General features: G+C 50.6%; 10 protein-coding genes. 6 read left to right on the top strand and 4 right to left on the bottom strand.

Annotated elements, in window-relative coordinates; genetic code table 11:
• The first annotated feature begins 151 nt into the window (after window positions 1-151).
• The 5 genes from AC0YN3_RS23140 (at window position 152) to AC0YN3_RS23120 (ending at window position 5,319) form a co-directional block, all read left to right on the top strand.
• The gene (locus AC0YN3_RS23140; RefSeq protein ID WP_475777312.1) at window positions 152-2,080 is read left to right on the top strand and encodes an ABC transporter substrate-binding protein; all 1,929 of its coding nucleotides are present in this window, start codon (window positions 152-154) and stop codon (window positions 2,078-2,080) included.
• Window positions 2,081-2,395: 315 nt separating this feature from the next.
• The gene (locus AC0YN3_RS23135) at window positions 2,396-2,830 is read left to right on the top strand and encodes a YciI family protein (RefSeq protein ID WP_475777311.1); all 435 of its coding nucleotides are present in this window, start codon (window positions 2,396-2,398) and stop codon (window positions 2,828-2,830) included.
• On the top strand, window positions 2,827-4,077 hold the full coding sequence (locus tag AC0YN3_RS23130) for an RNA polymerase sigma factor (protein WP_475777310.1): 1,251 nt from the start codon (window positions 2,827-2,829) through the stop codon (window positions 4,075-4,077). The genes AC0YN3_RS23135 and AC0YN3_RS23130 overlap by 4 nt, the downstream gene beginning before the upstream one ends.
• 371 nt (window positions 4,078-4,448) lie before the next feature.
• Complete coding sequence (locus AC0YN3_RS23125) at window positions 4,449-4,886, top strand: YciI family protein (protein ID WP_475777309.1); 438 nt, start codon at window positions 4,449-4,451, stop codon at window positions 4,884-4,886.
• Between the two features lie 91 nt (window positions 4,887-4,977).
• Window positions 4,978-5,319 carry a DUF1801 domain-containing protein gene (locus AC0YN3_RS23120; RefSeq protein WP_475777308.1) on the top strand — a complete coding sequence of 114 codons (342 nt, stop codon included), beginning with the start codon at window positions 4,978-4,980 and terminating at the stop codon, window positions 5,317-5,319.
• Window positions 5,320-5,452: 133 nt separating this feature from the next.
• Here the strand turns inward: AC0YN3_RS23120 and AC0YN3_RS23115 are convergent, their stop codons facing one another.
• The 4 genes from AC0YN3_RS23115 to AC0YN3_RS23100 form a co-directional block, all read right to left on the bottom strand.
• Complete coding sequence (locus AC0YN3_RS23115) at window positions 5,453-5,908, bottom strand: hypothetical protein (protein ID WP_475777307.1); 456 nt, start codon at window positions 5,906-5,908, stop codon at window positions 5,453-5,455.
• A gap of 173 nt (window positions 5,909-6,081) precedes the next feature.
• Window positions 6,082-7,914, bottom strand: coding sequence for an ABC transporter substrate-binding protein (locus tag AC0YN3_RS23110; RefSeq protein ID WP_475777306.1), 1,833 nt, complete (start codon window positions 7,912-7,914; stop codon window positions 6,082-6,084).
• Window positions 7,915-8,039: 125 nt separating this feature from the next.
• Window positions 8,040-9,548: an ABC transporter permease gene (locus AC0YN3_RS23105; protein ID WP_475777305.1), complete on the bottom strand. Its 1,509-nt coding sequence runs from the start codon at window positions 9,546-9,548 to the stop codon at window positions 8,040-8,042.
• A gap of 14 nt (window positions 9,549-9,562) precedes the next feature.
• Window positions 9,563-11,005: an ABC transporter permease gene (locus AC0YN3_RS23100; protein ID WP_475777304.1), complete on the bottom strand. Its 1,443-nt coding sequence runs from the start codon at window positions 11,003-11,005 to the stop codon at window positions 9,563-9,565.
• Window positions 11,006-11,224: 219 nt separating this feature from the next.
• Here AC0YN3_RS23100 and AC0YN3_RS23095 point away from each other — a divergent pair, with 219 nt between their 5' ends.
• Window positions 11,225-12,961: an ABC transporter ATP-binding protein gene (locus AC0YN3_RS23095; RefSeq protein ID WP_475777303.1), complete on the top strand. Its 1,737-nt coding sequence runs from the start codon at window positions 11,225-11,227 to the stop codon at window positions 12,959-12,961.
• The last annotated feature ends 62 nt before the right edge of the window (window positions 12,962-13,023 follow it).

The raw sequence follows: 13,023 nt of genomic DNA, 5'->3' as shown, positions 1-13,023 counted from the left end.
TAGCCTACTATACCTTTCATCGCAATTTTCCAGGCAGGAGTAAAGGTTTTTTTATGGCTTGAGTTGGGCTAAGGGGCTTAACCGAAAGAGGAAATAGCCGCTTCTATCCGTCATGATTTATAATGAGATATATTTGCTGTGAGGTGTAACTATGGAATGGTCAGAAACGATCCAATTATGGAGCCAGACGCCGGTTAAAATAGTAGACATTCGCCATATCGTCTTAAAGCCATGGGAGGAGAGGCGCGCTTATCGGCTTCCCTCCAACGCTTTCCTATTTGCCAATCAGGGAGAGGCATGGCTGAAGCTGGATGGCATCGATGTTTCTTCAATGGGCTATCATGTGCTTCATGGTGGAAAAGACTCCATTCTCCATAAGAAAGGTTTGAATCGTTCCATTGATTATTACCTGATTTTATATAAGCCGATAATGGCGTTAACAGGTGACAACGCATCTAAGCGGATGGAGAAGCTTGCGCGTTTCAAGAGGTCCTACACTTTCCGTGCGAGCGATCCTATTCTGCTGCTTTCCTTGCTCGAGCGTATGTTTATGCATTGGACCAAGGGGGAGGAGCTGGAACGGCTGCAAGCGGCAGGCTTATTCTATCAATTCGTGTATGAGCAGTTCCGGCAGCTGCAGCTGGATGGCGCTGAGCTTGCGGAGCCTGATTTGGCCGCGCAGATCTCACTATTTATTCATGAGCATTACCGGGAATCCATTCCCATGGAGACGATTGCTAATGTGTTTCATTACAGCACGCATTATCTTGCAAGGGTGTTCAAGCGCAAATATGGAAGCAGTCCGATGGAATATCTCGTTCGGGTCCGCATGAATAAAGCCAAATCATTAATCATGGAAACGGATATCCCTATCCGCACGATAGCGGAGAGTGTAGGCTATACCGATATCTATTATTTCAACCGGCTTTTCAAAAAGCAGACTGGCGCTACGCCGACGCAATTCAAAATGCACCGTCTCGGATTAAAAGGTTCAATTCGTACGAATATTATGCCCGAATCGTTCATTGCGTCCCAAGCGGAGGAAAGCTATATTGTTAATAGTGATAATCATTATCAACAAAATGCTTGGAGAGTGAATGAAATGAACGTTAGGTTTAAGCCTTCTTTTGCAGTGAGCTTATTATTCAGCCTTTCTTTGCTGTTAGCCGCATGCGGCGGCACGGGGGCTGAAGTGCAGCCGACTGCTCAGGCAAATAACGAGCAAAAGAATGAATCGGCGAACGCATTGCCGGCAGAGAAAAGAATGTATAAGGATGCTTTGGACCGTGAGGTAGAAATTCCAGCGAATCCTGGCAAAGTTGTCGTTGTTACATATGGCGGTTATTTGCTTCCGCTTGGCTTAAAGCCGGTAGGTGCCGACCAAGGCACATTGGACCAATATCCGGAGGATATGGCTGAAGTAGAGAGCATCGGCGAGGGGTTAGGCAACGCAGAGGCTATTTCTGCGCTGGAGCCCGACTTGATTATACTTCCCGATTATCACAAAGCAGAAGCATTCGCATCATACGAGAAAATCGCGCCGACGATTGCCGTAGCATGGGGCGGCGATCCGGATGTCATTAATACGCTTCGTACGATGGGTGACATTATGAACCGCAAGGACGAAGCTGAGGCGTGGATTAGCAAGTTCGAGGAGAAGCTGCAGCGGATTCGCGATCAAATCGACATCAATATTGCGGAGGGTACGACCGCCATTACGTTCATCCTCTACGAGGGAGAAATCCTATTAGGAGGCAAAGGCGGTACGCTTGGCAAGCTGATCTATGATGATTACGGGTTCAAGCTGCCGGAGCAGTTCGAAAAGTATGCCGACGGAGGAAGTGTCATTTCCTTGGAAGAGTTCGTGAATAAGCCTGCCGATTATTTCTTCACCCAAATGACGGATGAAGAGATGGCCCAAATGATGGAGCTATTCAAAGAGCCGGTCTACCAAGCGATACCGGCGATCAAAGAAAACAGAATCATTAACGTGACGCGGGACAAATGGAATTATGGCCCTTTCTTGGTCGACGAAGCGGTTGACGCATTGATTGAACAGGTTGCCAAGGCACATAAATAAGGAAGCTTACGCGTAAGGGATTGAAAAAGAAGAGCCGAGCGGATGAAGTCGCTCGGCTCTTTTTTATATGTCTCATGTAACAGGGAAGCGGGCTGTCCTTTCATTGATGAACGCACCGCTATAGAGGAGTATGGATAGGGCATGACGAATACCTATTTTGGAAGCAGGAGAAGGAAAATGATTGTCATCGAAATATTTGCAGTGTGGGCTGTCGATTCTATCTGCCCTTATTCGTCGGTTATATAGGAGCGGGATTGGCCGTTGGAATGAGGACCAATCACCGCGTATCCATCATACATTCAGGAGGGAATAACGATGAGATTCATGATGATTGTTAAAGGTACGACGGATTCCGAGGCAGGGGTAATGCCAAGTCAGGAGCTGCTGGAAGCGATGCTGCGCTACAATGAGGAATTGGCCAAGGCAGGCGTGCTGCTCGCAGCAGATGGGCTGCAAGCAAGCTCTAACGGGATTCGCATCTCTTACCCGAATCCGGGAGAGAAGCCGAAAGTGATCGACGGTCCGTTTACGGAGGCGAAAGAGATTATCGCGGGTTATACGCTTATCGAGGTCAAATCGCGGGAAGAAGCGATTGAATGGGCGATGAGGATGCCGGATCCGCACGGCAACGGTCAAGGGGAGATTGAGCTGCGGCAGATCATGGGGGCGGAGGATTTGACGCAAAATCCGGAAACGCTGGCGATGGAAGCCGCGCTTCGCGAGAAGATGGAAGGACCTAAGAAGCAATGACGAAGGAAGCCGTCCAGCGTACGATTGATGCGATCTGGCGAATGGAGTCGGCTAAGCTGATCGCTGGGCTGGCACGCATCGTGCGCGACGTGGGACTCGCGGAGGATCTGGCTCAGGATGCGCTCGTTATCGCGTTGGAGAAATGGCCGGAAGCTGGAATACCCGATAATCCGGGCGCATGGCTGATGACGACGGCGAAGCGGCGCGCGATTGACTTGATCCGCAGGAGCAGGCTGCGCGAACAGAAATATGAAGAGGTAGGGCGCGGCAGCGAGCTGTATACGGAGCAGGAGGTGGACATGTCGCTGGATGGCGAGGTTGGAGATGATCTGCTGCGGCTCATCTTCGCGACATGCCATCCGGCTTTATCGCCGGAGGCTCGTATAGCGCTCACGCTCCGATTGTTGTGCGGTCTTACGACGGATGAAATCGCGCATGCTTTTCTCGTTGCGGAATCGACCATCGCGCAGCGTATCGTTCGTGCGAAGCGCACGCTCAGCGCCATGCGGGTTGATTTCGAGGTTCCCGCAGGCGAAGAGCTGAAGGATAGGCTGTCAACGGTGCTCGAGGTCATTTATCTCATGTTTAATGAAGGTTATGCCGCGACCTCAGGCGGCAGCTGGCTGCGGCCATTGCTTTGCCAGGAGGCGCTAAGGCTAGGACGCGTGCTTGCGGAGATTGCGCCTGCGGAGCCAGAAGTGCACGGCCTGGTTGCCCTAATGGAAATGCAATCCTCACGGTTCAGAACGCGCGTAAATGGTGAGGGCGAACCGGTCCTATTGATGGATCAGAATCGTGCGCACTGGGACCAGCTTCTCATCAGGCGCGGCTTGGCCGCGCTTGACCGTGCGCAGAAGCTGGGACGAACAATGGGGCCCTATGCGCTTCAAGCTGCCATTACCGCATGCCATGCAAAGGCCCGTAACGCCGCGGATACGGACTGGGTGCGAATTTCGGCTTTATATGAGGCTTTGTTGCGCGTCATGCCGTCGCCTATCGTTGAATTGAACAGGGCAGTGGCGATTGCGATGGCCTTTGGCCCGGCATTTGGGCTGCAGCTGGTTGATGAGCTGACGGCTATGCCCGCGATGAAGGATTATCATCTGCTGCCGAGCGTGCGCGCTGATCTTCTGGCTAAATTGAACCGAATGGATGAGGCCCGCGGCGAGTTTGAGCGAGCCGCTTCCATGACACGAAATGCGCGTGAGCGCGAGCTGCTCCTCAGACGGGCGGCAGAATGCGAGTGAATATGAAGCGAGTCTCCTGCCCCGGATCTACGGCGGCCACGGAGGCTTTTTTTTGGTATAGAAGCGTTTATATGTTTTCGCAAATAAATGAGCTTATATATATATCCGCGAAACGAATGCTTTTGCCACAGAGAGCGGCGATAGCCGTTTACGCTTGATATATAAGAATGTATATGTTTTCACATATAAATGCAATTATATCTCTGTGAAACGACTGCTTTTGCTGCAGAGGAAGGCGAAGCCGGCTCTTCTTGCGGGAAAATATTTTGTGAAAAGTAATGAAGTCTGTCGAATATCGCGTTGCCCGTTCGTTGCTTATATAGAGGCAGGTTTGCATGAGGCCTGCATTCCAAGACGGGAGGGCAATTCAAATGCGATATATGTTGATAGTGAAGGCGACTAAATATTCCGAGGCGGGCGTGAAGCCCGGTGAGGAGCTTATTGCGAACATGTCAGCGTTCAATGAAGCTTTGGCAAGTTCGGGCAAGCTTCTCACAGCAGAAAGCCTGCAGCCGAGCGCGAGCGGGCTTCGCATATCCTATGCGGAGCACGGGGAGCAGCCGCAAGTGTTGGCGGGACCATTCGAGGAGCCGCGCGAGCTTATTGCCGGGTTCACGCTAATTGACGTGGAGTCGGAAGAGGAAGCGATTCGCTGGGCGCTGCGCATGCCGAATCCCAGCGGCTGCGGCGAGGGAGAGATCGAGCTTCGGCTGCTTTGTGAGGAAGCAAGCCTGCTGACCAGCTCGAAAGGGTTAGCCTTAGAGGCTGATCTGCGGGACCAGCTCGGTATGCTCAAAAAAAGATGGTAGTCAGTAATTAGGCGCCCATTGGTTTGTTTTTATGCAACCAGCCGCCAAGGATAAGCATCACAAATATGATCGGCGAAAAGGAGAATGAGAGATGAATCAGGAAGTATCGGATTTTATAGAAACGGTAAAAGAGCCTTGGCAGGGGGAGCTTTGCAGTAAGCTGCGCAAGGCCGTGCATGCCGCTGTTCCGGGTATTCAAGAGCGTATGCAATACAAGAAGCCTCATTTTTTGCACAATGGAAAATATGCAGCCGTAATTTCGACGTCCAAGGACGCGGTAAGCTTCACTATTTTTAATGCGAGCGGACTGTCGCTTCCAGAGGAATTGTTCAATGGCCCACCAGAGAGGAAAACGCTCAAGCTGCGTCAGGGGCAGACGTTCGATTATGAGCAGGTAGCTTCCTTCGTGGGTGAAGCGGCTTCAACATTATAATTCGCCGGCCGTGCAGATGCGAAAAAGGGTTTTGCCAAGGAATAACCGAATGAAGGCGGTTTAATTCGCGCTTAAGAATAGGATCTTTCTATGAGCAGGGCATGCTGGTCGAAAGATCCTATTTGGTCTGGAATCAACGCTGGATAGGCTCAATCCGGTATGAAGCCTTGCCGCCCGAGGCCTGCGCATCGCGTAGCAGAACCAGATGCCACCCAAAAGAAAGGACGGAGGTCAGATGCTGAGCTTCTCCCTCTGACAAGGCTGCAACTACCGCTTCATGGCCAGGCTCCAGCAGCAGCTCTGCCTCATGCCGAAGCGCAACGAGAATCCAGCTATGGATGCCGCGAATCGTATTGTATTTGATCTGGTAGCCTTGATTCACGGCCTGCTCAAAGCTGCTCGCATTTTCGGAGGCAAACGCGGTTAATCCCTTATAATCAAATTGGAATTTGCTATCATCCACAGGAAGATCTCCGGTACGCACTTTGTTAATCAATTCTTCATTCGTCCAGCCATGCGCTTTGAGCGATTCCAGCATTAGGGCATCCCACTGGGAGAGGCTTGCTTCAGGTTTATTGATATTGGACATATGCAGTTGCTCCTTTTCGTTTTTTGCATAAGATCAGCCATATGAGAAAAAGACTGCCCCGTCACCGTGGATGAGCTGAGGCAGTCTTTTTCCAAATATAAGGATACGTTTCGCCGAAACGATGGCGTCTATAGAAAAGACGCAGTCAGGCGTTTCTGCTTCGTTATGAAGGTTTATTTGCTTGCGTTGTATGCAGCCAGGAATTCCTTCACTTTCGCCGAATCGGCCTTCAGCTCTAGTCCTGTGTCAACAAGCGGGCTCAGCGTGGATACCGCTTTGAATTTATTGCCGCCGTAGTATGCAAGAATCTCGTCTTGATTGATGGAGTAAAGCACGGCTTTTCTCAAATCAGCGCTAGTTGCTACCGGACGGTTTTTTGTGTTGAAAAGCAGATAAGAAACCGCGTTGCTCGGAATCGTTTGAAGCGTCAGCTTGCTGTCGCTTTTAACTACATCGTATTTCGTTTCGGAAACGCCGTAGTAAAGGTGGATCTCGCCGCTGCGCAGCGCGGATAAGCTGCTGTCCGCGTCTTTGATGAAACGGATTTTGATATTGTTGATTTTTGGCTCATTGTCCGTGCCCTTAAAGTAAGCAGGGTTTTTGTAGAAAATGGCTTCGTAATCGTTTTTGCTGGAAAGGATGTAAGGGCCGCTCGTATAAAGTGTGTTGTTGTATGCACTGCCTTCCGTTACCGTGTTCTGGTCGCCGTAAGGGATGTCTTTGTTCACGTCGAATTTGGCTACGTCATACGTATTGATGCTCTCCACTTGCTTCTTGGACACGATGCCTGCGGATTGGTGAGCCAAATAGTTCAATACTTGCGGGAAAGGCTCGGTAGTTGTTAGCTTCACGACCTGGTATTTGCCATCTTTGCTGCTTGCTTGCGTTTTGTCTGATACAAGTGCAGAAATCGGTGCGCTAAGGCCTTTCTCTAGCGCTGCTTTCACGCTATCGCCGCCGCCTGTTACTTTTACGCTATCAAGCGAAGCTGCGTCGGTAACGAGCTCGATTTTTGAGATATGCTCATGAAGCGTGAACGTACGGTGGTCAGGTACGGAGTTTTTGTCTTTCGCCCGGTCAAGGGAGAAGATAACATCGTCTGCGCCAACGCGTTCGCCGGTATCAACGGCAAGCTTGTTTTTAATTTGAGCGAAATTAATATTGTCTCTTAGGATGAAATAGTAATCAGAATTTCCTTCCGCAATGGCATGGTTGTAAGACAGGGAGCCGTTGGAAGTGATTTTATCGTCATCCGTCAGGTTCACCAAGCGAACGTACATATTCGTATTAATAATATTGATGGAGCCGTCGTTGCCTTTGATTGGGTCAAGCGAAGTCAAGGTTGGCATCGTCGATTGCAGCACCAAGGCGTCCTTGGCACGCTTAGCCGTGTCTTTGAAATCCAGAGCTTCCCAAGGTAGCGAACGGGATTTCGAGATGCGAACGGAATCTTTGTTCAGTACTTCTTGGTTGAACGCTTGCGCCTTCAAGGAATTGTACAATGGAGCGATATAAGCCTTGTCGAATACGAGCTGCTGCTCGAATTGCTTGTAGGTTTCCGTATACTCTGCCGGTGTTTGAGCGCCTGCAGCATCGATCAGGGCATCAATATCCGCATCCGCTAGAATGCTGTAATCCCCGCCTGTTTTGAAAAGCGAGCGAACCGCGTAATCCGGGTTTCCCGTTACCGTTGTCCAGCTGGACAATGCGATATCGAAGTTGCCTGCGTCCTGCTGGGACTTGAAGCTGCCGTAATCGGCTTGTACATTCAGCTTCACGTTGAATCCGTTCTTAGTCAGCTGATCGCGGATAATGTTAATGTCAGCCTCATTGCTGCTCATGCCGAGCAGTTCGATATCGGCCGGGCTGCTGTCCACGACTGGCTCTGTGCCTTCGGACGGCTTTGGTGATTCCGCGGCGTCGTTCTTGGTGGTTACGCTGCAACCGCTGAGCATGATGGAAGCACTAAGCAGCAGCAAAGCGCCAATCTTGGTTTTGTTCTTCATGGTATTCCCTCCAGATATATATTCTATTTCTATGTTTAACTCACATTCATTCATCGTCCGTTCATGGTTTCGTAACGTAGCAGTCGATGGAATATGAATGAGTTACGTGTTTAAAAAGCTGCCCGTTAGTCCAGCTTTGGGTCGAGCGCATCGCGCAGGCCGTCGCCAAGGAAGTTGAACGAGAGTACGAGCGCAATAATGGCAAGCCCCGGATAAATGGCCGTATAAGCATGTGTCTCCAGGTACGCGCTGCCAAGCTTGAGGATGTTGCCCCATTCCGGAATATGCGGCTCTACGCCGAGTCCTAGATAGCTCAAGCTGCTGGTGGAGATGACAGCCGTGCCTATCGTAAGCGTGGACTTTACGATCATGGGCGCGATGGAGTTCGGCACGATGTGCTTGAACAGAATGGCGCCGTCGCTTGCGCCGAATGCGCGTGCAGCTTGCACATACTCAAGCGTGGATACGAGCATCACGTTCGCTCTCATCGTTCGCGCATAGGTCGGAATGGCTCCGATGCTCAGCGCTAATATGAGATTGACAGTGCTTGCGCCGAAAGCCGCAATGATGGCGATGGCGAGCAATATACCGGGAATGGCATACAGGATATCCAGCGCTCTCATGATTACGTTGTCCGTATGGCGTCCGTAATAACCGGAGATGGCGCCAAGCACGCCGCCGATCACGACCGGGATGAGCGTGGACATAAGGCCAACGACCAATGAGATCCGGGCGCCGAATACGATCCTTGAAAATAAATCCCTGCCGAAATTGTCTGTCCCAAGCGGATAGGCTAGATTCGGCGATTGCAGAATTAAGCTGTAATTGTTAGCAATGGCCATGCCGTAATCGAAGGTCAGATAGCTGGTAATGGACAACGTAAGCAAAAACAGGATAAAGAGCAGCCCGAGCATCGAAGTGGAGCTCCGCGAAAGGCGCTCTACGACTTCGCCCAGCTTGGAGCCGGACGTATGGCCCTTGTCGCGAAGCTTGGAGATAAGCAGCAGCCCCAGAAACAAGGCGAATAAATTGCCGCTGGCCGAGGTCAAAAGAAGCACGGCGGCAACCGCCCACATCCAGCGAGGCAATATGGCCTTGTCGGCATGCTTAGCGATAAGAAGCAGAGCGGCAAGCTGCAGAACGGCTGCAACAATCAACAGAAACATGCCTGTCAGAAATCCGTTTGCCACATAAGGCTTGAATAGATTGAGCGCGGAAACGGCGAAAACGAGAACCGTTGTAAGCCATGCATATGCGGCCAGCGTATAGGCAGCGCTTTTCTTCGCCTTCACAAGCTGGAAAGCAGAGGTGGCGATAAATATGTTGGCACTCAGCAAGCTGAGCAGCAGCACATATCCGAGCGACCTCGTCGAACGCTTTATGGCGCCATTTCGAATGAGATCCCTGCGAATGATCGCCCATACGCCGAACTGAAGCAGCGTAAACACGATATAGGCGAGACCGGCTATAAGGACGGCAGGCTTGAAAGCTCCCGTGCTGGGCATATAGCTGTTCAGCAGCAGGACAATCGCCAGAGCCAAGGATACGATGCCTGAGAAGCTTGCTTGCCCATATTCCTGGCTGGACTTCAGCCGGAACTGGACTTCTTGCTTGGTGATGGACGGATTCGTCAAAAGTAGCACCTGCTTTAGTATTGTTTCATTTTGGAACGAATTCTCGGATCAAAAAACGCATACAGCAAATCGACAATCACATTCACGATGGAAATGGTAATGGCCGTATAGACAACCCCGCCCATAATGCTCGGGATATCGGGAATGAACTGCTTGTCTACGATATAGCTGCCGATACCGCTAATATTGAATACTTTCTCCGTGACGGCTGCTCCGCCGAGCATGCCGCCGAACTGGAGGCCGATAACCGTAATGATCGGGATAAGCGCGTTGCCGACGGCATGCTTCCACAGTACATGCCTGCGTGCAAGTCCTTTTGCCTTGGCGGTCGTAATATAATCCTCGTGAATGACCTCCAGCGTCGAGGAGCGCGTCATTCTGGCTACCGCAGCCGTTAGTCCCGTACCTAGCACGACGATTGGCATAATCGCGGACAGCCAATTGTCGGGATTATAAGTGGCGGGCAACCAGGGCAGTTTAATAGAGAAATTAAGGATGAAGATAAGTCCTTGCCAGAAGTTGGGAATGGATAGTCCAAGCAAGGCAATGAACATAAAGGTATAATCGAGAAAGGAATTCGGCCTTGTAGCGGACAGGATCCCGATCGGCAGGGCGATTAGAACGGCGATCAACGTGGAGATAAACGTTAAGGTTAGCGTAACCGGAAATTTATTCGCGATTGCCGTTGTTACGTTCTCGTTGCCGGCAAATGATTTGCCAAGATCAAAGGTTAATATGCCTTTAATCGTATTCCATAGCTGAACCAGATAAGGCTGGTCCAATCCGTAAAGATGGTTGAACGTTGCAATTTGTTCGGCAGTAGCGGTTTCGCCCAGCAGATTCGCTGCCGGATTCATCGGCGAGATGTAAAGAATCGTGAAGACTAGGATGGCGACTCCGAAAATAACGAAAATGGCCATGAACAGCCGTTCTACGATATATTTCACATAAGGATTGGCATAGATGGCCATTAGCACATACATGGGCAATCCGATGATAACCGAAAGAACCATAAAGAAGGGGTTCATCGCTAATGAATGGTAAGTGTCGCCGAACGTAATCTTCAAGCCGCTCTGACTGGACAAACGTTCCTTTAACTGCGCTTGCAGTGTTTCTTCGAATTTCAGTGCAGCGATCTGTTTGGCCTCGCGCGCGGTCTGCTCCGTGCTGACCGTCTGTTCGAAGAAGCGATGCTTCCGCTGCAGCTGGTCCTTGGCTTCCAGCAGCAGCTCGTCCAGGTAACCCGATTTCAGCAGCTTGTTTCTCGTTTCTTCCACGATGGCATTGTAGCCGCTCTTGGATTTGAGCAGCTGGTACGCTACGTAAACGATAACGGTAACAGGTGCTCCAGCAAGCAGGAGAAGCAGCCTATAGGATGGATGTAATAACATTTTGCGGTATATGGCGGCCAAACGATCAGCGAAGCCATTACCCGTTGCAGTAGCGTGCCCTATCAAGCTAGTCCGCTCCTTTTCGTTCAAGCTTTTTTTAATTGCATTATTCCGATCGATATAGTAGATTTTATTTTAAGGATTGAAAAAAGTCAATAACCATAAGGTTGGATTGAAACTATAATCATTATACAATATATAATAGGGTTGAGATATAAATTAGTTACTTACTTTTTGAAATCTTTTTGGCTTTTATTGGAAAATAATAACAACGTAGGTGACGATATGCATACATTACTTCAAGTTAACGACTTATCAGTATCATTCTTTTCTCATGACAAGGAAATAGAAGCCGTTCGCCATGTCAGCTTTGAAGTTCATAAAGGCGAGACGCTGGGCATCGTTGGTGAGTCCGGGAGCGGGAAGAGCGTTACTGCCCGCACGATTATGAGGCTGCTGCCATCGCCGCCTTCTATGGTAAAGAATGGCGAGGTGCTATTCCAAGGGCAGAACCTGGCCTTTAAGTCCGATAAGGAGATGGAAGGCATCAGAGGCCGGGATATCGGAATGATTTTCCAGGATCCGATGTCCTCCCTTAATCCGACGATGCGGATCGGCAAGCAAATTGAAGAGAGCTTGATTAAGCACCGGAAGCTGAACAAGCAGCAGGCGAAAGCCGAAGCGATTGAGATGCTGAAGCTTGTAGGCATTCCAAATAGCGAAGCTCGCTACTTACAGTATCCCCATGAGTTCTCCGGTGGTATGCGTCAGCGGGTTATGATTGCCATAGCGCTCGCATGCCGGCCTTCGCTGCTCATCGCCGACGAGCCGACTACGTCGCTCGATGTGACCATACAGGCGCAGATTCTTAATCAGATGAAGGATATACAGAAGCAGCTGGGAACCTCCATTATTCTCATTACGCATGACCTTGGCGTAGTCGCGGGCATGTGTGACCGTGTTGTCGTTATGAAAGACGGCGAGATCGTCGAGACGGGAACGACGGAGCAGATCTTTGCGAATCCGCAGCATCCATATACAATCAAGCTGCTTAACGCGTTGCCTCGCCTGAACGAGAAGAAAAAGGCAAAGCCTGCTCCGGCGCTCGCTAGGCAGGCGGATGATGTGCCGCTGCTTCAGGTGCGGGCGCTTAAGCAATATTTCGATATGGGCAAAGGACAAATTGTTAAGGCAGTTAATGATATAAGCTTCGATATCCGGGCAGGCGAGACGCTTGGCGTGGTTGGCGAATCCGGTAGCGGCAAGTCGACGGCTGGCCGCACGATTCTTCGATTAAACGAGGCGACAGGAGGCGAAGTGCTCTATCGGGGCATTCCGCTGCAGCAATTGAACCGCACGGAAATGAAGACGATGAGGCGGCATATGGGGATGATTTTCCAGGATCCATATGCCTCCCTCAATCCAAGGTTGCGCATTGTTGATATTATCGGCGAAGCGCTCGATGTGCATGGGATAGCGACAACGAAGCAGGAGCGTCAAAGACGCGTAGAGGAGCTGCTGGAGATGGTGGGGCTTGATGCTTCGCATGCGCTGCGGTATCCCCATGAATTTTCCGGCGGGCAGCGCCAGCGGATCGGTATCGCACGGACGCTGGCCGTTGAGCCGGAGTTTATCGTATGCGATGAGCCGTTATCCGCATTGGACGTTTCCATACAAGCACAGATTGTGAAGCTGCTCGAGGAGCTCCAGCAGCGGCTGGGGCTGACCTATCTGTTTATTGCTCATGACTTATCGATGGTCAAGCATATCAGCGATCGCGTCGCGGTGATGTATAAGGGGAAAATCGTCGAGCTTGCCGAAAGCGAGGAGCTGTACGCCAATCCGATTCACGCCTATACGAAATCGCTGCTCGCGGCGATTCCCGTACCCGATCCAAAGGTTGAATCGTTGAAAAAAGCAGTGCCGCATACCGAAGCCTCCAAAGCCGACCCTTACGGACTGGAGCACTCGACTTTTGTTGAAGTAAAGAAGGGGCATTGGGTAGCAATCGCAGATCATTAAGATTGAGCAAACAAGAAGGTCTTCCTATTATTGGAAGGCCTTTTTTTGTTTGGTATGTTCAC

The organism is Paenibacillus sp. J22R232 (assembly GCF_056269165.1).
This window is presented reverse-complemented; position numbering and strand designations above follow the sequence as displayed.